The sequence below is a fragment of the Chryseobacterium sp. 7 genome, assembly GCF_003663845.1.
Lineage (GTDB): Bacteria > Bacteroidota > Bacteroidia > Flavobacteriales > Weeksellaceae > Chryseobacterium.
The window spans coordinates 2,676,608-2,699,256 of record NZ_RCCA01000001.1 but is presented as its reverse complement, the minus strand read 5'-3'; the positions used below and the strand labels follow the sequence as shown (position 1 = coordinate 2,699,256).

Genomic DNA, 22,649 nt, shown 5'->3' with positions numbered 1-22,649 from the left:
AATAATCTCAAACTTGTCACATAAAAAAACAGAAAGATTTATGAGTTCAGAAAATACAGCATCATTCCATCACATTTTTAAAGCAGAAAACGAAATTCCGGAAGAGTATAAAGTTCCGGTCATTCATCAGAGAACTTATCTTCTGAATGGCGAACTGGTAGAGTGGAAAGGAGATGTCACGGAAATTTATTCCCCTGTATGTATTCCTACAGAAAACGGATTGGAAAGAAAACTTTTGGGTAGCATCCCGAATATTGGCCCGAGTGAAGCAATGGAAGTTCTTGAAGCTTGTGTAAAAGCTTATGATAACGGATTGGGTGAATGGCCTACCATGTCTGTAGAAGGACGTATTAAGTGTATGCAGAAATTCGTGTACCTGATGATCCAGCAGAGAGATCTGATCATTAAGCTGCTGATGTGGGAAATTGGAAAAACATTGGCAGATTCTACAAAAGAATTTGATCGTACCGTAGATTATATTAACCAGACTATTGATGCACTGAAGGATTTAGACAGGGAATCGTCTCGTTTTCAGCAGGCAGAAGGAACCATTGCACAGATCAGAAGAGCTCCGCTTGGAGTGGTTTTAAGTATGGGGCCGTTCAATTATCCTCTGAATGAAATCTTTACAACATTGATTCCAGCTTTGATTATGGGAAATACCATTCTGTTTAAACTTCCAAAGCATGGTGTGCTGGCTCATTATCCTTTACTAAATGCCTTTAAAGAAGCCTTCCCGAAAGGAACAGTGAATACATTATACGGAAAAGGATCAGAGATTATCACCCCGATTATGGAGAGCGGAAAAGTGAATGTACTGGCCTTTATCGGATCAAGTAAGGTGGCTAACGGATTGAAAAAACTGCATCCGAAAGTGAACCGCTTAAGAGCTATTCTAAGCCTGGATGCTAAAAATGCTGCCATTGTTACTAAAAATGCCAATCTGGATGTAGCGGTGAGCGAATGTATTTTAGGGGCGCTTTCTTTCAACGGACAACGTTGTACGGCCTTGAAGCTTATATTTGTTCAGAAAGAAATAGCCGAAGAATTTACAAAGAAACTGAGTGAAGCGGTTTCTGCTTTGAAAGCTGGCTTGCCATGGGAAAAAGATGTGAAGGTAACCCCACTTCCGGAAATTAATAAGCCTGCGTATCTGAAAGAATGCATTGACGATGCTTTACAGAAAGGCGCTTCGGTTTTAAATAAGGATGGAGGATATACCGACGAATCTTTTGTCTTCCCGGCAGTGGTTTATCCGGTAAACAGTGATATGAAATTGTATCATGAAGAGCAGTTTGGTCCTGTGATTCCTGTAGTTCCGTTTGAAGATATAGAAGAGCCGATAGATTATCAGGTGAATGCTTCACATGGGATGCAGGTAAGTATTTTCAGTGAAGATCCACGGGAAGTTGCTAAGTTGATTGATCCGTTTGTTAATCTTGTGAGCCGGGTTAATATCAACTGTCAGGCACAGCGTGGTCCGGATGTATTTCCTTTTACCGGAAGAAAAGACAGTGCGGAAGGGACGCTTTCTGTTTTTGATGCACTTCGTTCATTCTCAATTCGATCACTGGTAGCAGCAAAACTAACAGAATCTAACAAAGAGTTACTCAATACCATCGTCAGAGAACATGATTCTAACTTTTTAAGCACTGATTACATTTTCTGATTCCTGTACTGTTGAATTTAACATAAATAAAAATCCTCATTAAACTGCTTTGTTTTTTGAGGATTTTTTTAACTTAATAGCGGAATTAGAGTTTGTGTTATAATAAGATGATGTTTTTTATGAATATCATCTAAGGATCAGTGTGTAAATCATGTCTTCACCGGAAAAAGAATTTTTAGAGAAAATTGAAAAGCACAAGGGTGTTGTTTTCAAGATCTCTAAAATGTATATGGATAATAAGGACGATCAGAATGACCTCTATCAGGAGATCATTTACCAGGCCTGGAAATCATACGGTGATTTTCAAAAGAGAAGTGATTTCTCCACATGGCTGTACAGAACTGCTCTTAACACAGCAATAGTTTTCCTGAGAAGTGAAAAAAAACGTAGTTTTATACAGAATCAGAATGTGGATGGTTTAAGCGCCAGACAGGAACCTTATAATGATACGGATGATATGAACATGAAGCGGATGTATGAAGCCATTCATCAGTTGAGCCCCATAGATAAAGCTCTTATATTTTTCTTTTTGGAAGGGTTTTCGGGTAAAGAAATAGCGGTACAGCTCGGAATTACAGAAGTGAATACCCGGGTAAAACTTAAAAGGGCAAAAGAAAAACTGAAAGAGATCATTACCAGACAGGAGACAGGTTCCATTTAATTGATAAAACTATGGAGTTAGAAAACTTTAAAGAGCTTTGGAATAAAGATACAGGACAGGAATCCCCTGAAATTTCTCTGGAAAAACAGAAGGAAATACATTCTCCGTTGCAAATGCTGAAGGTGAATATGCAGACAGAGTTTTGGCTGATGATTGTAACGCTGCCTATGCTATTCACTGGTTTCCCATTTGCTTCTACGGATTCTAATATAAAAATTATATCAGCATTTGTCAGCATTCTGACTCTTGCCATTATCGTTTATTTTTATTCACGGTTTCTGAAACTTTACAAGCTGCTTCAGAAAAACAGTATTAATACAAATTATGATTTGTTCAACCTTAAAACACAGTTGCTCATATCAAAAGAGATTTATATTTCATATTATATTTCCTACATTCCTCTTGGATTTCTTCTTTCATTGATCAAAATTAATTTCCATTTTGATATGGAATATAACCTGGCTATCTTCGGAATAAGTCTTTTAATTACCTTATTATTGATCGCTTTTATTATCAGGTATTGGATGTATTATATGTACGGAAGATATATTGATGATGTGGTACGCCTTGTAGACGAACTGAATGGACTTGAAGTAAGCCCTAGAACAGAAAAGAAAAAAACATGGTTTGAGCGCTCCCAGAAGTTTTTCATGAATAAAATGGGCATTAAAGGAAATATACTGAATACAGTGATCTGGTTTGTATCCATGTATTTTGTGATCATTTTATTTCTGACAGTGGTTCTTCTGATCATCATTATTGTAGGAGCAAAGCTTGATTTTCTGGATATCGGATCATTGCAGAGAGCTTTAAATAAACTAAATTAGGATTTTAATTTCCAATATATAAAACCTGATCATATTTTGTTATTTTTTTTTATTAAGAAATTGTAACATTTCATATTTTATTCTACTAACTGTGAAAAATGTGAAATAAATATGAAAAAAAACACTACTATTATTAGAGCCATTGCTTTGGCCTTAGTTATTACGATTTTACCAGCTTCTTTGGCAAAAGCCCAAAACAGAGAAAATACAGAAATTTCAGTTAAAAATCTACCTGTAATTTCTGTTTCATCAGGAATGGGAATTTTTAATGCAGACTTTAGTAAGTCGAATATTTCACCGGATTTTTTGATAGGGCATTTGGGAGAATGGTTAGGTACAAATGGAGACCATTCCTATAAGCTTATTAAAGAAAGTAAAGATGAACTTGGAATCAGGCATTCAGTTTATGAGCATTACTATAAAAATATTAAAGTAATGGATGATATGATTTTGATTCATGATAAAGCTGGAAAGGTAATCCATGTAAATGGCGAAATTATTACTGATATTGATTTATCCGCGGGGCAAAAGCAATTGGCTCCACAAAAAATCAAATCTATCATCATTACTGATCTCCATTCGGAAGGTAAGGTCAAGATTTCTGATATTGAAAAAGTTCTTACAAAAGTAAATAAAGGGAGAAAAGCTGCGATGTATTATACATCCAAAGTAGAGGCACTTTCTTTTAAACCATTAAAAGCATTTACCTATTATATAGATAATGCAACAGGAACTATTGTTAAGAAAAACTCAAGAGTTCACGATACAGATACTCCTTCTACAAGTACAACATATTATAAAGGAAGCCAATCCATTACTGTTGATTCCTATAATGGGCAGTTTCGTTTGAAGGATAATGCCAGAAATATCCATACTATGAATGGAACCAATCTGGATGTAGATACAATCAGTGGTGGAATTATTAACGTAGAAGAATATCTCAATCCTGTTGCAAACTATACAGATGATAATACAAAACCTGCAGTAGAGGTACATTGGGGGATGAAGAATGCTTATGATTATTATATAGCAAGACATAACAGAAATAGCTATGATGGAAATGGTGCCAAAATAGATAACTACTATAATTTTGATTTTGGCGGTTTTACAGGTGGCGCCAATGCAGCAGCTTTGGATACCCCTTTATATGGAGGTATAGTTTGTATGCTGTATGGTAACGGGAAAATTTTTGGAGGGCTATTGACATTAATGAATCCCGTGGTAGGCTTAGATGTTGCCGGGCATGAATATTCTCACTTAATTATTGGAAGAAACGGATTGGGAGGATTAAACTATCAGGCAGAATCCGGTGCTATCAATGAATCCATTGCAGATATGTTAGGAACAGCTATCGAATTTTATTCAGGAATTACTCCTAACTGGACAATAGGTGAAGGAATTCCTACACCCAATTTCCTGGATCCTTCTCCAAGTCCCTATATGAGAGATATGTCTAATCCTAATAATGTAAATTCCAACCCCCAGCCTGATACTTATATGGGAACAAACTGGGTAGATACAGCAGATACAAGTGATACGAATGACCATGGAGGAGTTCATACCAACAGTGGGGTAGGAAATTATTGGTTCTACCTTCTTTCACAGGGCGGTTCAGGTACGAACGATATTGGAAATGCCTATAATGTTTCAGGTATTACTATTGAGAAGGCAGAAAAGATTATCTACAGAGCTCTGATGAATTATATGACACCGAATACAACATATCTGGATGCTTATAACGCAACCAAGCAGGCCGTTACAGATCTGTATGGTGCAGCAAGTAATGAACAGCAGCAGAATGTAAATGCCTGGTATGCTGTAGGAATAGGAAACGGTGTATTATCAACGGCAGAAGCGGTACATACAGAGGATAAGCAATTAAAAATATATCCAAATCCTGTTAAAGACGGAGTGTTTACTATCGAAAATAATAAGGGTGAAGCTTCTGTTGAAATATTTGATGCATCAGGAAAATTAGTAAAATCTGCACAGAAATTGAATCAGGGAGCCAATACAATTTATTTAAATGGAACTCAAAAAGGAATTTATATTTTAAAAATTAATTCAAACGGAACTATTATTTCTACTAAGAAAATAATTGTTGAATAAAATTAAAATAAGAATGTAACATTTTTACTTTTTTTCTACTAACTGTTGAAACCAAAAATAGAAAGAGAAATAATATATTTTAAAAATTTATTAAATATAAAATTTAACAAAAATTATTTAGAATACATATTCTCCTGGAGAAAATAGTAAAATAAAAAAACACATAATGAGGCCTGGCAGATATTTCTGTCGGGTTTTTTTATTTCTTTTGTAAAAATACTGTAACAATTTTTTTAAACGAAAACTAACTCTATAGAGTAAAAGCCCATGACCTCATTAGAACAAGAGTTTATAAGTCAAATTGAACAGCATAAAGGAATCCTATTTAAGATTTCTAAAATGTACATGACTGAAAAGGATGACCGTGATGATCTTTTTCAGGAGATCACCTATCAGCTCTGGAAAGCATTTCCCGGTTTCAGAGGTGAAAGCGAATTTTCGACATGGCTATACAGAATAGCATTGAACACAGCCATTATTTTCCTGAAATCTGAGAAAAGAAGAAGCTTTATTGCCCATGAAGATTTTTCTAACCAAATCATTATTCAGGAAGACTATGATTACCGTAAAGAAGAACGCCTGACGGAAATGTATAAAGCTATTCATTTGCTCAATCCCATTGATAAAGCCTTTATTTTCTACTATCTGGAAGATTTTTCAGGAAAAGAAATTGCAGCGCAGATGGGAATTTCAGAAGTAAATGCCAGAGTGAAAATGAACCGGGCAAAAAATAAACTTAAAGATATCTTAAGCCAAATAAAAATCAACCAACATTAAAATCAGTAATCCGATGAATATAGATGAATTCAAAAATACCTGGAATGAAGATATTGTGGAGGAAACTCCTGAAATAAGCCTTGAACAGAGAAATAAACTCAATCTTCCCCTTGAAAAAATACGTAAAAATATGCGTGTGGAATTCTGGTGGATGATAGGAATCTTTGTTTTTGCCTTTCTGGTTTGCTCAGTATGCAGACCTTTCAAGCTTCAATTGTATATAACGGTTTTGATTGCGTCCATGCTTATGGTCACTGTTTTCTTTTTCAGTAAGTTCTTTAAATTGTATAATGAAATCAGCAATCCTAGCCCTAAAACCTATGATTCTCTGAAAGATCTGGTGATGCAGCTGAATCTTAATAAACAGTATTATCTTTCATACTACATCAGTTTTGCCCCATTTCTGGTGTGTGAGATCCTTATTGTCCTGGAATTTATCCCATGGCCAAAGCCTTTGAGTGAACTGAAGATCGCCGTGATTTTAATCAGTTCAGTGATCGGAGGATTGTTTTTACTTTTTTTTGCTGGAAAATTCTGGTTTCACCGCTATTACGGAAGATATATTAAATATATTGAAGACCTTTTGGAAGAATTAAAAAGATAGAAAAGAGTTCGGCGGGCTGAAAGCCCGCCGAACTCTTATTCATTACTGTCCTTTATTTTCTTTTTCTTTGGCGATTTCATTTTTTATCCAGTCCAGCTGCGGATCTTTTTCATCAATAATATCCTGCAGACTTTCAGTAACGGTAACATCCGGAACCACGCCTTTCCTTGAATCTGAGAAATTAATATTAGGCTGTACCAAAAGTAATCCGATAGGAAACCTGATTTCAGAATTAGGCAATTTCTGGTACGAATAAAATCCTGCTACTGTTCCGTCATTGGCACCGCCGGTTTCTTCACCTACAAGCGTAGCTCTTTTATCATTCTTAAGCTTAGCGGTAATAATAGAAGATGCTGAGAAGCTTCCGCCATTAATCAGTACAAAAGCTTTTCCGTGGAAGGCAGCCTTATTAGGTTTTGTTGGCTTATCAGCTTTCATTTTATAGAAAACTTTTCCATCTTTTTTATAAGTACTGAAAGTTTGTGCAAAGAAGTAACTCGGGTAGGCAATGCTTTTAAGAGCATATTCTAAAGGGTTGCTTTTTCTGAAATAATTCGTGCGCAGAGGAATATTCCTTGACGTTAACTGCGATGGTTTAATCAATGTAAATGGAGCTTCAGCTAAATAAGAATACAGGTTATTAATTTCATATAAAGAACCTCCGTAATTATTTCGGACATCTATGATGAGGTAAGGAGATTTCGCATTATTGATTTTAGCAAAAGTCTTTTTATAAAATTCATCAGAATATTCTCTGGAGAAGCTTTTCACTTTTATATAGGCAATAGTGCTGTCTTTATCCAGAAATTTAAAGCTTCTGTTGTAAGAATTGCTTGCCGCTACATAGTCATTCAGTTTCTTTTCCTGAGTCTTCTTCTTCATTTCCTTATCCTTTTCCAGATCAGAATCAGATTTGATTTCTCGGGTTAAAGTATAGGTTTTTTTCTCACCCTGATACAGGGTTTCAAGAGTGGCTTTGCTGCCAAAACCATTTTCTGCGGTATAAAAATTAAAGAACAGGTCCTTCAAAAAATAAGGATGGAAAGTGGTATTGTCACCATCACTGCTGATAAGGCTTTTGTATTTCTTTATATAATCTGAAACAGGAACATTATTAATAGATAAAATTTCAGTTCCGGGTTGTATATGTTCTATAGAATCTCTGTTTTGAACAATGTACATCTGGTCTCCTTTAATATAGTATTCAAAACGGCTGAACATGCCTTTCTGGTGCTCTAGTTTTTTAACCTCTCTTTTGGTGAATTTCTTTCTGGGAATTCTTAATGAAAGGTGCCCTTCCCGGATTCCCGCAATAACCGGCTGAAGTTTAAAATAAAACTGAAGAGGAGTAAGAGGCTCGGTAATAGTCTGTTTAAGACTGTCAAATTTATGGTCCAATTCCTTCTTGGGAATATACCAGTATAATTGAGGATGCATTTGCTGTAATTTTGAATACGCAAAGTCCACATCTTCTTTAAGTTGCTCCGGTGGAATACATGAAGCCCGCTGTTCGTTGTGTTTTTTTATAGAGGCACAGGACGAAAAAATAGCGAGAAGAAATATTACCGAATAATTTTTCAATGTATCTGAGTTTTTTAAAGGTGCTAAAATAGAAAGTTTAAAATTAATCCTGACTTAAATGAATAATAAATTTTCCAAAATTCATGATAAATTTAGTTAAAAATTATAGCAGGATGGAATAAATTTTCATTTCAAACTAAAAGTCGATACATTTGATGCTTATTTTATATCAATGATTTATTGGATTATTACGACTGTAGCTGTTTTGACGGTTACTTTTTTTATAGTGATGAACATGAAAGCATTTGGTGGCGTACCAAAAGGAGAGAGGCTGAAACGTATCAAACAGTCGAAGCGTTATAAGAAAAAACAGTTTCAGAATATTAGCCACACACCATCTATTACTGAAGGCTATAAAATGTCTAAAGTAACTTATGATTTCTTTTTAGGAAAGAAAGATCCGCTGTTGAAGCCTTTAAAAGAAATCCCTTCCATCCATACCGATTTAAGAAATATAGATAAAAATGAGGATGTATTGATATGGTTAGGGCATTCATCTTATTATCTGCAGACAGATGGTGTTTCTTTTCTGATTGATCCTGTATTGAGTTTATATGGTTCACCTTTTAAATATTTTAATAAAGCTTTCAAAGGATCAGATATTTTTAAACCTGAAGATATTCCGGGTATTGATTATCTGGTGATAACCCATGATCATTTTGACCATTTGGATTACCCAACTGTAGAATCCATCAGAGACAGGACAGAAATGGCGATCATACCGCTGGGAGTAGGTGCACATCTTGAAAGATGGGGCTATGCTGAGAATACACTTATTGAAGAAGAATGGGGAGCAGAAATTGATTTGAAAAATGATATAAAAATTGTTTTTACCCCTGCAAGACACTTTTCGGGCAGAAGAATCCGGCAGAATGATACGCTTTGGAGTTCTTACGTTCTGATAACTCCCACAAAGAAAATTTTCTTGGGAGGAGATAGCGGCTATGATTCCCATTTTAAAACCATTGGCGAGCAATATGGTCCTTTTGATTATGCTGTTCTTGAGAATGGACAATATGGAGAAGCATGGAGATATATCCACACATTACCGGAAGATGTTATTCAGGCAGCTATTGATCTGAAAGCAGAATGTATTATCCCGGTTCATGCTGCAAAATTTGCATTGGCACTTCATCCCTGGAATGAACCTCTGCAAAAGATAGCAGTTCTTGGTAAAGAACAAAAGCTAAACATTCTCACTCCGATGATCGGTGAGATAGTAGATCTGAATCTGTCAGAACAGAAATTTACAGCCTGGTGGGAAAGCTGATCAGGCATGCCATATTTCTTTATATCTTGCGGGATGGTTTTCAAACTGTTGTCTTACGAAATCACATTCCGGATCTACAAGCAAATCTTTTTCTTCTGCATAGCGTACCAACTCATCTAATAAGAGTTTAGCGTATCCTTTTCCTTCACGCTCTTCATTAAGTTTGGTATAAAATACAATAAGCAGTCTTCCGTCAACCTCTATAGACATATAGCCTGCTTTCTTTCCATCTATAAGTAACTGCAATTCATCCTGATATTGAGATACCTGAAACTTTATATTTTCCATGATAATGTAAGATTTGGTTGATTAAAATAAATGGAGAAAATCTCCTTAAAAACATTCTCTCCATTAAAATTACGAAATTAAATAATATGAAATAATGATTTTAAAGAATCTTAACGAATTTTATAACATAAATGAGGAAAAGATGTTGTTGATAAGATTCTTTACGGTGAGCTTTAGCCTACCTAACAATAAATTATTCAATAATTTAATAAATAAAAAGTAAATAATTCAAACATAATCAATCATTTATAGTTTTTATTAACAAATATTGGGATTTGTAATTAATAATTGGCACTTTAATTGACTATTTCTTGATGTTTAATTTAAAGAGGAATGAAATGAAAAAGTTATTATTAACAGCATTTTTGATAGGGACCTTTAGTCTAAGCTATGCCCAGTCAGATTATTATAATGATTACAGAAGGAGTATTTCAGATCTTAACTGGCAAAGAGTAGTTGCTGATCTGTTGCTTTCTACAACTCAGGCTAACCAGATTTATGTTTTGAATGACAGATACCGTGATTATGATACCTGGAACAGAGTATATGTGGTAGATCCGGGAAGATGGCGAGGAGACCGTTATTCTGAGTTGGAAAGAATCATGGGGAGAGAGAAGTATATTATCTTTAAAAAGAAATATTACAGAGGTCAAAACCCGGTAATTGTTTATGGTAGAAATAAGAACGACTATAAAAAATACCGTAAACAACAGGAAAAATATTATAAAAATCAGGAGAAATACTATAAAAAGCAAAATAAACATCATGGTCATGATGATTGGGATTAATCCATGATCAATGATATCATTTTTAAATGGCTGGCATCTTTTGTCGGCTATTTTATTTTTTCAGTTATTATAATTATTTGATTTGTTTTGTTTGAATTTTATAACTTTGATCTATGGAATCACACGAATCACTTCAGGGTTTTTATGAAAGAAATGCTCCCAATCTGGCATCGCAGTGTATTGGAGTTAATAAAATGGGACATTTTAATGTGTTTTCAAGAGAATATTGTTCTCCCCTTACCCCTTACAGCAGGAGAGATTATTATAAAATTTCACTGATCATAGGAAAAGGAAAACTTCATTATGCAGATAAATGGATCAAAGTAGACCGTCCCGCATTATTGTTTTCCAATCCTATTATTCCTTATTCCTGGGAGGCGGATGATGAAGATCAGAAAGGCTGGTTCTGCCTGTTTACAGATCAGTTTCTGCACAATGGAACCCGTATGGGAAACCTGCAGGATTCTCCGCTTTTCAAGATTGGAGGAACTCCGGTTTTCTTTATAGATGAAGAGCAGCAGAAAATACTGTCTGAGATTTATACCAAAATGATGACGGAAATTCAGTCTGAGTATATTCACAAATATGATATGCTGAGAGCTTACCTTCATCTGATGATTCATGAAACCATGAGAATGCAGCCGGCAGACAGCTTTGAACCCTATCAAAATGCTTCACAAAGAGTTGCTTCCTTATTTATGGAACTGTTGGAAAGACAGTTTCCTATCGACAGTCCTGAAGCTTTTTTGAAATTGAAAACTCCCAATGATTATGCCCAGAGCCTTTCCATTCATGTAAATTCTTTAAACCGTTCCGTAAAAGAAATTACCGGGAAAACAACCAGCCAGCAGATTACCGGAAGGATTATTCAGGAAGCCAATGCTTTACTGAAACATACAGACTGGAACATTTCTGAAATCGCTTATGGATTAGGATTTGAAGAACCCGCTTATTTTACCAATTACTTTAAAAAACAAACCGGAATTACTCCTAATGCTCTAAGAATGGATATTGTTTGAATTTTATAATTCTTAGTTTGAATTCTATATCGTGGCTGGTTTCGGGATGTTCTAATTTTGTCATATAAAATTAAATCATACCTATCATGAAATTTAAAAAATTAGGAAACACAGAAGAACAGTTATCAGCAATCGGTTTAGGATGTATGGGAATGAGCTTTGCTTATGGACCTGCCGATGAGCAGGAAAGCATTAATACCCTTCACCGGGCATTAGATTTAGGGGTTAACTTCTGGGACACGGCAGATATGTATGCCAACGGAGAAAATGAAAAATTAATTTCTAAAGTTTTAGTACCAAACAGGGACAAAATTTTTATTGCGACCAAATTCGGATTTAGGTTTAAAGATGGTAAAGCAAGCCACAGCGGAGCTCCCGGAACTTATTTTGACGGTTCTCCGGAATGGATCAGACAGGCAGTAGATTTAAGCCTTCAAAGATTAAAAATAGATACTATTGACCTCTACTATGCTCACAGAGTAGATCCAAACGTACCTGTAGAAGAAACTGTAGGTGCTATGGCAGAGCTGGTAAAAGCCGGAAAAGTGAAATATATCGGATTATCTGAAGCTTCGGCGGAATCTATCAGAAAAGCGAACAAAATTCATCCTATTGCTGCATTACAGTCAGAATATTCTATCCTTACAAAAGATGTTGAAAAAGAAATTTTATCAACCATCAGAGAACTTGGAATTTCTTTAGTGCCTTATTCACCATTGGCAAGAGGGCTTTTTACCAATATTTATGATGCTCAAAACCTTGGTGATGACGATTTCAGAAAATCATTACCGCGCTATCAGCAGGAGTATCTTGAAAATAATACCAAACTGGCGAATGAAATCAATGAATTGGCTGCTTCTAAAGGAGTAAAAGGAACTCAGCTGGCACTGGCCTGGGTATTGAATCAGGGAGATGATATCATCCCGATTCCTGGTACCAAAAGAATCAAATATCTGGAAGAAAATATTGCAGCGGTCAACATAGATCTTACCCAATCCGATCTGGAAACCATTGATGCTATTCTGAAAAAATACCCGAATGTAGGAGAAAGATATACTGAAGGTTCAATGAAATTGGTCAATAACTAAGAATTATTTATACAAAAGCTGGGTTTCTGATAATAGGAACTCAGCTTTTTGTTTTTTATATTTAAAATAAAAATAGCTACGCTATGAATAGACGAGAACTATTAAAGAACGGATTGTTGGTAGGCGCATTCAGTATGATCCCTTTTTCCGGTTTAATGGGCGAAAGCAAAACACTATCTGAAAAAACAGAGGAAGATCTTTCCGGTTTTAAAAAATTAAAATTGGGAGAACTGGAACTTTTCGTGCTCACAGACGGATATATTCATGAACAGAATCTGAACTCATTTGCCCCCAGAGGAACCGTTTTAGAATTGAAAACCATCCTCAAAGATAATTTCAGACCAGATAATTATATTGATATGGCAATGAATATTCTATTGGTTAAAGCAAAGAATAAACTTATCTTATTTGATACCGGAATGGGTATTTTTGCCGATCAAAGAACCGGGTTTTTATTAAAAAGTCTTCAAAAAGCAGGATTTTCCGCCAAAGATATTACCGATGTTTTTATCTCTCATGCCCATCCTGACCACATTGGGGGAGTTGTAGATAAACAAAATAAGCTTATTTTCCCCAATGCAGATATTTTTATCTCTAAAATAGAACACGATTTCTGGATGAAAGCTTCCATCAAGGACTTTAGCAACAGCGCGCTGAAAGCACAACCTGAATTTCTCAATCAGATTATCCCTGCAGTGCAGAATATCCTGAAAACCATTCAGCCTAAACTGAAATATTATGACCTTAATAATCCATTGTATGATTATTTTAGTTTCCGGCTAGCTCCCGGCCACACTCCCGGTTTAACGGTTACAACAATCACTTCAGGAAATGAAAAGCTCATTTATATTGCAGATTTGATTCATTCTGATGTAATCCTTTTTCCACATCCTGAATGGGGGTATTTTGGAGACACCGATCTGGATCTTGCTACTGCTTCAAGGAAAGAACTTCTGAAACAGCTGGCAGATACTAAAACCAGAGCATTTGCGTATCACTTACCATGGCCAGGTCTGGGCTTCACAAAAACAAAATCAGGAGCATTTGAATGGTTTCCCGAAAGTTTTATGAATTAGATGAAACAGATGGCAGGTGAGAGGTGTTAGGTAGCAGGGATTAGGGATTAGGGATTAGGGATGTGGTGCTTTAATTAATAAATATGCGCTCCATATTCCCCTCCCTTGGAGGGGTGGCAAAAATTCTTTGAATTTTTGACGGGGTGGTTAAACAGAATAATCAATCATACCCATAACCCAATCAATAGCAGCGGACTTTAGTCCGCTTTCACAAAGAACTTAGACCAAACATATAAAACAACAGCTTCTCCCGGACAATGGGAGGAACTGTTTCAACATAAGAAAAAATTAGCGTTTGATAAACATTAAGCTTCTCCATATATCAATTCCGGAGAATAAAGCTTTCTGAACATCAGATACGTCACCGAAAGAACAGAAAAAGCAATTATAGCATCTACCGTAGCCGGAAAACCAAGCACTGCAATTTTTGAGAAGAAGGCAAATAGAATATCAAAAAACATTCCCGCAAACACCCATTCTTTTAGTCTCAATAGCCTATTGGGAATCAGAAGAACCAGAACTCCCGAAATTTTAAAAACGCCCAATATATAAATGAAATGAGACGGATAACCTAGCTGTTGAGTAATATTCCACACAACCGGATTTTTTGTCAGCTCAAAAAAGCCACTTGCTCCAAACCATAATGACATAAAAATAACGCCCGCCCAGTAGATGATTTTTGTTGTTTTTGTTGTTTTTGTTTTCATTTTTAGAGATGATTGATTGTATTTATTTAAAAACTGTTTTTGAAGATTCTGAGATCATTCCTGTTTTTGTATTTTGAACAAAAGCTATAATTTCCCAGTTCTCTGGTGAAAAACCTTCAGGAAGTTTGAAAGTTGTTGTTCCTTCCGGTTGCTTATTCAATGAGATTGAATTCTGTTGATGAACAATCTGCCAGTGATGAAGAAGCCTCCCTTCATTTTCACCTTTTTCCACCTGGGTAGAAGAATGTTTTTCAACTAAGTTAATGAGAAGCATATTCTTAGGATCTGAAGATGTTTTGTAATGAACATCAACTGTATTCTGAGAAACAGCTGCCGATAATTCTATGTTGTTCTTTTTAGAAATGAATAAGGCTTCCTGTATGGCATTTTTGATTGAGTTTTCATCAGAACCTACAAATTCCGCCTTTCCGTTCACTACCAGTTGTGGGGTATAAACCTGTGAATTCAATATACGGCTGTATTGTTGTTGTCGCTGTGAATTTGCCGCAGTACTGAATCTGTCTTTCCATCCAATACGGTTCCAGTAATCTACGTGATAGGAGAGAAGATAAACAGGCTGGTCTTTATATTCTTTTTCAATTTTTCCCATCAGTTCATCCGCCGGAGGACAGCTGGAACAGCCTTCTGAAGTGAAAAGCTCCAACACCGCGAAACCATTGTTTCCATCAGTTGAATGCTGTATGGTCTTTTGATCTTTATTTTGATAAATAAATGCTGAGGTAGCAAATAATAATGCGGTAAAAGCGCTTACTGTGATTAAGTTTTTTAGTATCATGTCTTTTAATTTGATTCAAAAGTAGATACTCCGGAGAAGCAAAAGAATGTAAAAATGGCTCAACCGGACAAATTGAAAGGTGAACCCGGAAATTGTGAGGGGAAGTATGTTTTGGCTGGAAGAAGGAGGCTGGAAGCTGGAAGTTTCTGGAGCACCGAAGGTAATAGGGTTTGTCTTTTAAATGCAGGAAAGAGCTTAATAAATTGATACAATCCAATAAGAAATAAAAGAACCCTGATCATATCAATCAGGGCTATAATTTATTTAAAAAAGACATTCATAAATCGCATTGGCTGTAAAGTACTTCAAGCACCCAGCCTCCAGCTTCCTTACATCATCTATCCTCCAGCCACGTAAAGAAACTATGTGTCTTTTCTTTATTGATAAGAAGTTTTTCGGGAGTTTCTATGGTGAGTTTTACCAGTATTTTGCGCTGAAAATAATGTTCCATTTCCTTAATTGCTTTGAAATTAACAAGATATTGCCGGTTAACCCTGAAGAACTGCTTGTCAGAAACCTGTTCTGCCACCTGTCCCAAAGGTTGGGTAAGAGGAAACTGCTCTTTGGCAAACGTAACGAGATGGGTAATCTCATTATGGATATAAAAATAGGCAATATCTTCTGTAGGAATCGTTGTATATTTTTGATTTTTAAAAACTAAAAAACTGCTTTTACCCGAAGGCTGATTCATTTTCTGGATGATGGATTCCAAATCCGGAAGATCATTTTTCTGGAAGAATTTTTTCAATTCGTCTACCTTTCGCAGCGCTTCCGCAATATCTTCTTTTGAGAATGGTTTTAAAACATAATCAACCCCTTTACTCTTAAAAGCATCCAGCATATACTGATCAAAAGCAGTACAAAAAACCACAGGGCAGGTAATTTCTATCGATTTGAAAATTTCAAAGGAAAGTCCGTCCGAAAGATGGATGTCCATAAAAATAAGATCGGGTTTTATCTCCTGTAAGCCTTCAATACTTGTTTCAATACTGTCGTAAACACCAAGTATTTTTGAGTCTGGTTTTAAGTCTGAGATTAAATTCTGAAGGGATTTTGCAGCCCTGAATTCGTCTTCAATAATGATGATATTCATGAATTAATGGTAGTTTTATCTGAAATGTTTTTTCGTCCGAATTAATGATAATATCCTTTTCCAGCAGATGTTTATAGCGCATTTTAATATTATCAAGTCCAACCCCCAAAGAATCTTCAGGATTTACCTTTCGCTGGATAGGATTTTCAATCACAATATGATCGTCTGCCGTATAAATTTTAATATGTAAAGGTTTGCTTTGCGAAACGATATTGTGCTTGATACAATTTTCCACTAAAAGCTGAAGCGTAAAAGGGGGAATAAGCGTAGAACCGATTTCCTTTTCCAGCTGATTGGTAAACATAATTCCATCACCAAAACGGGCTTTTTGAAGAAAAAGATAAGCATCTACTATTTTCATTTCTTCCTGAACGCTGATCAGGTCTAATTTTCTGCTTTCGAGCGTAAATCTGTAGAAATCAGAAAGTTTTACAACAAAATCTACTGTTTCTCCATCACGCGTTTCTGCCATCATTTTTAAAGTATTCAGGCTGTTGAAAAGGAAATGTGGATTGATCTGCTGCTTTAATAATTCATACTGAGCCCCAAGATTATCACTTTTTACCTTTTCCAGCTCAAGCTGCACCTGTTGTCCCGTATAATTATGCTGAAGCAGGTTAAGAAACATATAGCACACCAGATTGATCAAAATTCCCCTTACTTCAATCATCAGCATTACCGGCCCAAAATTAATCTGGGAGAGAATCAGTTGCTGAATCCATGCCAGCCCAAACATAATTATCATCCCAAAAGCGAGTACCACCATCAATCTTGAATAGGAAATATGCTGTCTTCGTTTTTTCGTGCGGTTCAGCATATAAATATTAATGTACCACATAATGACCGAAAATGCTGCTGTAATCCCAGAGTTGACCAGGGCTTCTTTCCAGTCGAACTGATGGGATGCAAGCTGAGGTACGGATGATAAAATGCCCAGGAAAATGGAGCTTATCCAGATAATGGCTTGTGAAATTTTTATTTTTTGCTGTTGCATGAAATCTGCTGATTTGAAAAGGTTAAATTAATCTTTTTTATTGAAAATATTATGATAGATAGTGAAGCGGTAGTTTTTTATTAAGGCCTGCTTACAGGGCGGTAGCTCATAAAATAGTGTACTCTTTCTTCTTTATCAGGAGAACTGTTTTGTGCCAGATTATTTTTTATATCATAGGAAATCTTTCCAAGATGATCGGCTTGAACAGTTTCAATACTTACCAATTCTCCGGTGATGGTTCCGCCAATATATTGAGGATTATCATGGTATTTCCAGGTAACCAGTTTCATCACCGTACCAGCTTCCGGTGTCTGATTTTCTTTGGATAAAGATTCCAGTGCTTTTTCATTTCCGTATAAAGCCGACATCATTTCTTTCTTAGGATTTAAAGAGGTTGAAATGAATTTAAGATTCCCCGGATCAAAAACAGCTCTCATAAGACCCTTATCTTGATTATTATTTTCTTTGTTGCAGGCGGTAAAAGAAACAAGGCTTACCAATAGGACGAAGATTGTATTTTTCATTTTTTCTGTAAATTTTGGATTAATCTTTGAGTGTTTACTTTCATCGGAACATCAAACAGATAGCCTGTTTTTTCAGCTAACTGTCTGTGACAGGCAATGCATGATTCTTTCGCAAATGATGATGTTTTTCCTGTAGGGTGAAGTTCGTCTCCTGAAAACTTAGCAAATCCCCAGCCTTCAGTATCTTTATATTGCTTGGAATCCTTTACCATAAACTGTGCATTGATAAATTTTCCGGGTCTGATTTCGCCATTGGGCAGCTCTTGCTGTTTCCATACAGATTTCACTATAATGCTTCCGTCCGGCCAGGGATGAAAATTTTCCGTTTCCACTGCTTTTACAGCAATATCATTTCCATAGATCACACGGATGGAATTGTCAAAAAGTGTACTCATACTGATGACTTTCCAGTTTTTGAAATCAGGGGTGTATTGAACTCCGTTCGGTGAAACCGGAAGTTTTGCTGATGCCTGAGTTGATACAGTCTGATGTGCTTCCATCTTTTTTGTGCTGATGGCTCTACTGAGGATAATGAAAGCGTGTATTTTCTAATGATTTCAATATCTTTTTGATTAATTTTCGCTGAAGGATGCAGAAGCGTATATTCATGAAGAGGCATTTTTCCACTTTGCATCATATTGAGAATAGCGTACATTTTTCCCTGATATTCAGCTGGAGATAACTTTTCCCATTCTGAAAAATTCAAAACTTCTCTGGCTCTTTTAATATCTTTATTCACAGCCCAGGAAACTGGAGCAATCTGATCATACCAGCTTAAATTTTGTTGGTTTGAATGGCAGTTGAAGCATGAATTTTCAAGGATACTGATCACTTCCTTTGGTGCCTCAATTTTTCCTGTAACCTTCTTTCCTTCCAATGGCTGACTGAATAACTGCAATCCTCCGAAAATTCCTAGTATAGCCAGAAACACAATGGCAATGGGATTTCTTTTTTTCTTTGTGGTGTCCATATGAGTACTGTTTTTTATTTTCTGATCTAAAAGTAGGTAGGTATTGAATGCTGTAAAATGGAAAACAGACTGACCTGGACAAATCAAGAGGCGAATCCGGAATTTTTATCCCTGAAAATACACAAGAAAAATCCCGATAGCTGCACTACCGGGACTTGTTGGAATTGATTTCTTATAATGTCATACCGCCATCTATCACAATCTCAGTTCCGGTGACATAACCTGAAGATTCATTATCTGATAAATAAGTAACCAGCTTGGCGACTTCTTCAGCGGTTCCCATTTTTTTCATTGGAATCTGATCTATGAGATGATTTTGAATATTCTTTAATGTCTCTTCATCCAGTCCGGCCTTACTCATGATTTCGGTTTTTATAGGACCCGGACTTATCATATTGACTCTGATTTTTCTTGGAGCTAATTCTGCTGCTGCTGTTTTTGCAATCGAATTCAAAGCTGCTTTGCTTGCCTGATACGCTGAACTATTGGGTTTATAGGTAGAAGCAACAATAGAAGATAAAAAAATAACAGAAGCTCCTTCATTTAATAAAGGAATGAATTTGCTTAACGTAAAATAAGCCCCTCTGAAATTAATATCCATCACCTGATCAAAATTTTCTACATCCATATTTTCAATAGGTGTCAGGGTTCCTGTAATGCCGGCATTGATGAACAGAATATCTACTTTTCCAAATTTTTTCTCTACCTCTTTCTTTAGCAGATCAATATCATCAAGATTAGCCTGATCTGCAATAAAAGGAATGGCTCCAAGTTCCTGAGCCGCATTTTCTACAACTTCTTTTCGTCTTCCAGTGATAATGACGGTTGCTCCTTCTGAAATAAGTTCTTTGGCTGCAGCAAATCCAATTCCGCTGTTTCCGCCTGTTACAATAGCCAGTTTATGGGTTAATTTTTTCATTGTAAAATTTTTTTGACAAAGTTATTTCAAAATGGTATACTTTTGTAATCAGTATCACAGAGTATACCAGTATATTACATGATATCAATTAACTTTACAACTATGGAAAGAGATCAGACAGAAGAACTTAGAGCATTACAAGACACTCTTTATTTTATCGGAGGGAAATGGCGGATTCCTGTCATTAACTCACTATGTAATGGTAACAGGCGCTTCAGGGAAATTGAACGAAGTATTCCCGGAATTACCACCAGAATGCTTTCCAAAGAACTGAAAGATATGGAACTGAACAAACTGGTAAAACGCACCGTTTACCCGGAAACTCCTGTTTTAATAGAATATGAACCCACAGAATACTGCCGTACTTTTGGAAACATCATTATGGAAATGATCAACTGGGGGAGAGAGCATAGGAGAGTGATTGTGGAAGATAGGTGATAGGTTGCAGGGATTAGGGATGTGCTGACCTTGATAAGTAAATATGTGCTCAGTATTCCCCTCCTCTGGAGGGGTGGCAAAAATTCAAAGAGTTTTTGACGGGGTGGTTCCACAAAAAAAGCCCCTTAAAAAAGGAGCTTTTCATTTATATCAAAACGAAAAATTAGATTCCGTCAATGATTTCATTTAAAACTGTGCTAGGTCTCATTGCTGCATACGTTTTGTATGTGTCAGTTTTGTAATACCCTTCAATGTTTTGAGGTTTACCCTGAGCACCAATTAATTCTGCATTGATTACTTCTTCGTTTTCCTGCATTGCCAGTGCAATTGGTGCAAATTGTTTAGCCAATTCAGCATCAGCAGTCTGGTTAGCTAGTGCTTCAGCCCAGTACATTGCCAAATAGAAGTGAGAACCTCTATTGTCAATCTGACCTACTTTTCTTGCAGGAGACTTATCTGTAGCTAAGAATTTAGCATTCGCTTCATCCAATGCATCAGCTAAAACCTGAGATTTTGTATTCCCCTGAGTTTGTGCCAAGTGCTCTAAAGAAGCCTGAAGTGCCAGGAATTCACCTAGAGAATCCCATCTTAAATATCCTTCTTCTAAGAATTGCTCAACGTGTTTTGGAGCAGAACCTCCGGCACCTGTTTCAAATAAACCACCACCGTTCATTAATGGAACGATAGAAAGCATTTTTGCAGAAGTACCAAGCTCAAGGATTGGGAAAAGATCTGTTAAATAATCTCTCAATACGTTTCCGGAAACAGAGATCGTATCTTTACCTTCTCTTGCTCTTTTTAATGTTTCAGTCATTGCATCTTTTACATCAAGGATTCTGATGTCAAGACCCGTTGTATCATGATCAGCAAGATATTTTTCTACCTTTTTGATGATTTCTCTGTCATGAGCTCTTCCTTTGTCTAACCAGAAGATAGCAGGAGTATCAGATAATCTTGATCTGTTAACTGCTAATTTTACCCAGTCCTGGATAGGAGCATCTTTAGTCTGGCACATTCTGAAGATATCATCTTTTTCTACTTTCTGAGAAAGAAGAACGTTTCCAGCCTCGTCCTGAACCTCTACAGTTCCGTCAGCAGCTAATTGGAAAGTTTTATCGTGAGAGCCATATTCTTCAGCTTTTTGAGCCATTAGACCAACGTTTGGAACAGATCCCATAGTGGTAGGGTCTAATTTTCCGTGCGCTTTCATATCGTCAATGACAGACTGATAGAAACCTGCATAAGAACGGTCTGGGATGATACAAACTGTATCTTCTTCGTTACCGTCTTTGTTCCACATCTTACCTCCGCCTCTTACAAGAGCAGCCATAGATGCGTCAACAATGATGTCAGAAGGTACGTGGAAGTTAGTAATTCCTTTGTCAGAATTTACCATTGCCACTCTAGGTCCGTTTGCCAAAGCAGCTTCAATATCAGCTTTGATCTCAGCTTCCTGAGCATTTCCTTTGATTTTATCAAAAAGATCAGCAAGACCGTTATTTGGATTGATGTCTAAAGACTTGAAAGTCTCAGCATATTTAGTAAATACTTCTTTGAAGAAAGTCTCAACAATAGCCCCGAAAATGATTGGGTCAGAGATTTTCATCATCGTTGCTTTAAGGTGAGCAGAAAGAAGTACATTTCTTTTCTTAGCTTCCTCAATAGCTTCCTGAACGAATGCTTTTAATGCATTTAGGTTCATTACAGAAGAATCAATTACCTCACCAGCCTGAAGACCTGCGAAGTCTTTTAATACAGATTCAGAACCGTCATTTCCTTTGAATACGATTTTGTATTTTGTCGCGTTTTCCAGAGTTGTAGAAGTTTCTGTACCATAGAAATCGCCATTGTTCATGTGAGCTACATCGGTTTTGCTGTCAGATGCCCAGTTACCCATTCTGTGAGGGTTTGCTTTTGCATAGTTTTTAACAGCTTTCGGAGCACGTCTGTCAGAGTTACCTTCTCTTAATACAGGGTTTACAGCACTTCCTAATACTTTGGCATATTTAGCTTTGATTGCCTTTTCTTCATCATTTTTAGGCTCTGCAGGATAGTTTGGAACTGCGAAACCTTTACCTTGTAGTTCAGCAATTGCTGCATCCAATTGAGGTACAGAAGCAGAAATGTTAGGTAACTTAATGATGTTAGCATCGGGTTGTGTAGCCAATTGTCCCAGTTCTGCCAAAGCATCACCAATTTTTTGGTCGTCTTTTAAAAACTCAGGAAAGTTTGCTAAAATTCTTCCTGCCAAAGAAATATCCGGAACAGCAATTTCGATATCTGCTGATTTTGTGAAAGCTTTTACAATTGGTAAAAACGAGTGAGTAGCCAGCATTGGAGCTTCATCAGTAAGAGTGTAATAGATTTTTGATTTTTCTGACATTATACTGTTATTTTTTATTTGAAATTTTAAGTCCCACAAATTTAGTAAATATCATTGTTTTATTTAAG

General features: G+C 36.2%; 23 protein-coding genes. 12 read left to right on the top strand and 11 right to left on the bottom strand.

Annotated features, from left to right (window positions below; genetic code table 11):
• The first annotated feature begins 40 nt into the window (after window positions 1-40).
• The 6 genes from CLU97_RS12540 to CLU97_RS12515 all read left to right on the top strand — a co-directional run bounded on the left by CLU97_RS12540 (window position 41) and on the right by CLU97_RS12515 (window position 6,647).
• On the top strand, window positions 41-1,669 hold the full coding sequence (locus CLU97_RS12540) for an NADP-dependent glyceraldehyde-3-phosphate dehydrogenase (protein WP_121489737.1): 1,629 nt from the start codon (window positions 41-43) through the stop codon (window positions 1,667-1,669).
• Between the two features lie 151 nt (window positions 1,670-1,820).
• On the top strand, window positions 1,821-2,330 hold the full coding sequence (locus tag CLU97_RS12535) for an RNA polymerase sigma factor (RefSeq protein WP_121488224.1): 510 nt from the start codon (window positions 1,821-1,823) through the stop codon (window positions 2,328-2,330).
• 11 nt (window positions 2,331-2,341) lie between these two features.
• Window positions 2,342-3,157, top strand: a complete 816-nt coding sequence (locus CLU97_RS12530) for a hypothetical protein (protein WP_121488223.1) — start codon at window positions 2,342-2,344, stop codon at window positions 3,155-3,157.
• A 111-nt stretch (window positions 3,158-3,268) separates the two neighbouring features.
• Complete coding sequence (locus CLU97_RS12525) at window positions 3,269-5,266, top strand: M4 family metallopeptidase (RefSeq protein WP_121488222.1); 1,998 nt, start codon at window positions 3,269-3,271, stop codon at window positions 5,264-5,266.
• Between the two features lie 267 nt (window positions 5,267-5,533).
• The gene (locus CLU97_RS12520) at window positions 5,534-6,043 is read left to right on the top strand and encodes an RNA polymerase sigma factor (RefSeq protein ID WP_121488221.1); all 510 of its coding nucleotides are present in this window, start codon (window positions 5,534-5,536) and stop codon (window positions 6,041-6,043) included.
• Window positions 6,044-6,056: 13 nt separating this feature from the next.
• Window positions 6,057-6,647, top strand: a complete 591-nt coding sequence (locus CLU97_RS12515) for a hypothetical protein (protein WP_121488220.1) — start codon at window positions 6,057-6,059, stop codon at window positions 6,645-6,647.
• A 42-nt stretch (window positions 6,648-6,689) separates the two neighbouring features.
• Here the strand turns inward: CLU97_RS12515 and CLU97_RS12510 are convergent, their stop codons facing one another.
• The gene (locus CLU97_RS12510; protein ID WP_121488219.1) at window positions 6,690-8,228 is read right to left on the bottom strand and encodes a S41 family peptidase; all 1,539 of its coding nucleotides are present in this window, start codon (window positions 8,226-8,228) and stop codon (window positions 6,690-6,692) included.
• Between the two features lie 172 nt (window positions 8,229-8,400).
• Between CLU97_RS12510 and CLU97_RS12505 the strand changes: the two genes are divergently transcribed.
• Window positions 8,401-9,498, top strand: a complete 1,098-nt coding sequence (locus CLU97_RS12505; protein WP_121488218.1) for an MBL fold metallo-hydrolase — start codon at window positions 8,401-8,403, stop codon at window positions 9,496-9,498.
• On the opposite strand, the gene CLU97_RS12500 is transcribed toward CLU97_RS12505, so the two are convergent.
• Entirely contained in the window at window positions 9,499-9,786 is a 288-nt protein-coding gene (locus CLU97_RS12500; protein ID WP_121488217.1) for a GNAT family N-acetyltransferase, read from the bottom strand.
• Window positions 9,787-10,124: 338 nt separating this feature from the next.
• Between CLU97_RS12500 and CLU97_RS12495 the strand changes: the two genes are divergently transcribed.
• The 4 genes from CLU97_RS12495 (at window position 10,125) to CLU97_RS12480 (ending at window position 13,757) form a co-directional block, all read left to right on the top strand.
• Window positions 10,125-10,574, top strand: a complete 450-nt coding sequence (locus tag CLU97_RS12495) for a hypothetical protein (RefSeq protein WP_121489736.1) — start codon at window positions 10,125-10,127, stop codon at window positions 10,572-10,574.
• Window positions 10,575-10,687: 113 nt separating this feature from the next.
• Complete coding sequence (locus CLU97_RS12490) at window positions 10,688-11,593, top strand: helix-turn-helix domain-containing protein (RefSeq protein ID WP_121488216.1); 906 nt, start codon at window positions 10,688-10,690, stop codon at window positions 11,591-11,593.
• Between the two features lie 86 nt (window positions 11,594-11,679).
• On the top strand, window positions 11,680-12,681 hold the full coding sequence (locus CLU97_RS12485) for an aldo/keto reductase (protein WP_121488215.1): 1,002 nt from the start codon (window positions 11,680-11,682) through the stop codon (window positions 12,679-12,681).
• Between the two features lie 83 nt (window positions 12,682-12,764).
• The gene (locus CLU97_RS12480; RefSeq protein ID WP_121488214.1) at window positions 12,765-13,757 is read left to right on the top strand and encodes an MBL fold metallo-hydrolase; all 993 of its coding nucleotides are present in this window, start codon (window positions 12,765-12,767) and stop codon (window positions 13,755-13,757) included.
• 305 nt (window positions 13,758-14,062) lie between these two features.
• On the opposite strand, the gene CLU97_RS12475 is transcribed toward CLU97_RS12480, so the two are convergent.
• From CLU97_RS12475 to CLU97_RS12440, 8 genes are all read right to left on the bottom strand, one after another.
• A complete protein-coding gene (locus tag CLU97_RS12475; protein WP_121488213.1) occupies window positions 14,063-14,464 on the bottom strand; it encodes a DoxX family protein in 402 nt (133 codons plus the stop codon).
• 22 nt (window positions 14,465-14,486) lie between these two features.
• A complete protein-coding gene (locus CLU97_RS12470; RefSeq protein WP_121488212.1) occupies window positions 14,487-15,260 on the bottom strand; it encodes a DUF1223 domain-containing protein in 774 nt (257 codons plus the stop codon).
• A 334-nt stretch (window positions 15,261-15,594) separates the two neighbouring features.
• A complete protein-coding gene (locus tag CLU97_RS12460; protein WP_121488210.1) occupies window positions 15,595-16,353 on the bottom strand; it encodes a LytR/AlgR family response regulator transcription factor in 759 nt (252 codons plus the stop codon).
• Window positions 16,334-17,347 carry a sensor histidine kinase gene (locus CLU97_RS12455; protein ID WP_121488209.1) on the bottom strand — a complete coding sequence of 338 codons (1,014 nt, stop codon included), beginning with the start codon at window positions 17,345-17,347 and terminating at the stop codon, window positions 16,334-16,336. The genes CLU97_RS12460 and CLU97_RS12455 overlap by 20 nt, the downstream gene beginning before the upstream one ends.
• Window positions 17,348-17,427: 80 nt before the next feature.
• Window positions 17,428-17,871, bottom strand: a complete 444-nt coding sequence (locus CLU97_RS12450; protein WP_121488208.1) for a hypothetical protein — start codon at window positions 17,869-17,871, stop codon at window positions 17,428-17,430.
• The gene (locus CLU97_RS24040) at window positions 17,868-18,266 is read right to left on the bottom strand and encodes a cytochrome P460 family protein (RefSeq protein WP_262690094.1); all 399 of its coding nucleotides are present in this window, start codon (window positions 18,264-18,266) and stop codon (window positions 17,868-17,870) included. The genes CLU97_RS12450 and CLU97_RS24040 overlap by 4 nt, the downstream gene beginning before the upstream one ends.
• Window positions 18,263-18,841: a heme-binding domain-containing protein gene (locus CLU97_RS24035; protein WP_228437684.1), complete on the bottom strand. Its 579-nt coding sequence runs from the start codon at window positions 18,839-18,841 to the stop codon at window positions 18,263-18,265. Before CLU97_RS24035 ends, CLU97_RS24040 begins: the two co-directional genes overlap by 4 nt.
• A 172-nt stretch (window positions 18,842-19,013) precedes the next feature.
• Complete coding sequence (locus CLU97_RS12440) at window positions 19,014-19,760, bottom strand: SDR family oxidoreductase (RefSeq protein WP_183084562.1); 747 nt, start codon at window positions 19,758-19,760, stop codon at window positions 19,014-19,016.
• A gap of 78 nt (window positions 19,761-19,838) precedes the next feature.
• On the opposite strand from CLU97_RS12440, the gene CLU97_RS12435 reads away from it, so the two are divergent.
• Window positions 19,839-20,198: a winged helix-turn-helix transcriptional regulator gene (locus tag CLU97_RS12435; protein ID WP_228437682.1), complete on the top strand. Its 360-nt coding sequence runs from the start codon at window positions 19,839-19,841 to the stop codon at window positions 20,196-20,198.
• Window positions 20,199-20,361: 163 nt separating this feature from the next.
• Here the strand turns inward: CLU97_RS12435 and CLU97_RS12430 are convergent, their stop codons facing one another.
• A complete protein-coding gene (locus CLU97_RS12430; protein WP_121488207.1) occupies window positions 20,362-22,581 on the bottom strand; it encodes an NADP-dependent isocitrate dehydrogenase in 2,220 nt (739 codons plus the stop codon).
• Between the last annotated feature and the right edge of the window lie 68 nt (window positions 22,582-22,649).

Excerpts from the sequence above, each read along its gene's own strand:
- CLU97_RS12540 (WP_121489737.1), top strand. The coding sequence starts at position 41 with ATGAGTTCAGAAAATACAGCATCATTCCATCACATTTTTAAAGCAGAA.
- CLU97_RS12535 (WP_121488224.1), top strand. The coding sequence starts at position 1,821 with ATGTCTTCACCGGAAAAAGAATTTTTAGAGAAAATTGAAAAGCACAAG.
- CLU97_RS12530 (WP_121488223.1), top strand. The coding sequence starts at position 2,342 with ATGGAGTTAGAAAACTTTAAAGAGCTTTGGAATAAAGATACAGGACAG.
- CLU97_RS12525 (WP_121488222.1), top strand. The coding sequence starts at position 3,269 with ATGAAAAAAAACACTACTATTATTAGAGCCATTGCTTTGGCCTTAGTT.
- CLU97_RS12520 (WP_121488221.1), top strand. The coding sequence starts at position 5,534 with ATGACCTCATTAGAACAAGAGTTTATAAGTCAAATTGAACAGCATAAA.
- CLU97_RS12515 (WP_121488220.1), top strand. The coding sequence starts at position 6,057 with ATGAATATAGATGAATTCAAAAATACCTGGAATGAAGATATTGTGGAG.
- CLU97_RS12505 (WP_121488218.1), top strand. The coding sequence starts at position 8,401 with ATGATTTATTGGATTATTACGACTGTAGCTGTTTTGACGGTTACTTTT.
- CLU97_RS12500 (WP_121488217.1), bottom strand. The coding sequence starts at position 9,786 with ATGGAAAATATAAAGTTTCAGGTATCTCAATATCAGGATGAATTGCAG.
- CLU97_RS12495 (WP_121489736.1), top strand. The coding sequence starts at position 10,125 with ATGAAAAAGTTATTATTAACAGCATTTTTGATAGGGACCTTTAGTCTA.
- CLU97_RS12490 (WP_121488216.1), top strand. The coding sequence starts at position 10,688 with ATGGAATCACACGAATCACTTCAGGGTTTTTATGAAAGAAATGCTCCC.
- CLU97_RS12485 (WP_121488215.1), top strand. The coding sequence starts at position 11,680 with ATGAAATTTAAAAAATTAGGAAACACAGAAGAACAGTTATCAGCAATC.
- CLU97_RS12480 (WP_121488214.1), top strand. The coding sequence starts at position 12,765 with ATGAATAGACGAGAACTATTAAAGAACGGATTGTTGGTAGGCGCATTC.
- CLU97_RS12475 (WP_121488213.1), bottom strand. The coding sequence starts at position 14,464 with ATGAAAACAAAAACAACAAAAACAACAAAAATCATCTACTGGGCGGGC.
- CLU97_RS12470 (WP_121488212.1), bottom strand. The coding sequence starts at position 15,260 with ATGATACTAAAAAACTTAATCACAGTAAGCGCTTTTACCGCATTATTA.
- CLU97_RS12460 (WP_121488210.1), bottom strand. The coding sequence starts at position 16,353 with ATGAATATCATCATTATTGAAGACGAATTCAGGGCTGCAAAATCCCTT.
- CLU97_RS12455 (WP_121488209.1), bottom strand. The coding sequence starts at position 17,347 with ATGCAACAGCAAAAAATAAAAATTTCACAAGCCATTATCTGGATAAGC.
- CLU97_RS12450 (WP_121488208.1), bottom strand. The coding sequence starts at position 17,871 with ATGAAAAATACAATCTTCGTCCTATTGGTAAGCCTTGTTTCTTTTACC.
- CLU97_RS24040 (WP_262690094.1), bottom strand. The coding sequence starts at position 18,266 with ATGAGTACACTTTTTGACAATTCCATCCGTGTGATCTATGGAAATGAT.
- CLU97_RS24035 (WP_228437684.1), bottom strand. The coding sequence starts at position 18,841 with ATGGACACCACAAAGAAAAAAAGAAATCCCATTGCCATTGTGTTTCTG.
- CLU97_RS12440 (WP_183084562.1), bottom strand. The coding sequence starts at position 19,760 with ATGAAAAAATTAACCCATAAACTGGCTATTGTAACAGGCGGAAACAGC.
- CLU97_RS12435 (WP_228437682.1), top strand. The coding sequence starts at position 19,839 with ATGATATCAATTAACTTTACAACTATGGAAAGAGATCAGACAGAAGAA.
- CLU97_RS12430 (WP_121488207.1), bottom strand. The coding sequence starts at position 22,581 with ATGTCAGAAAAATCAAAAATCTATTACACTCTTACTGATGAAGCTCCA.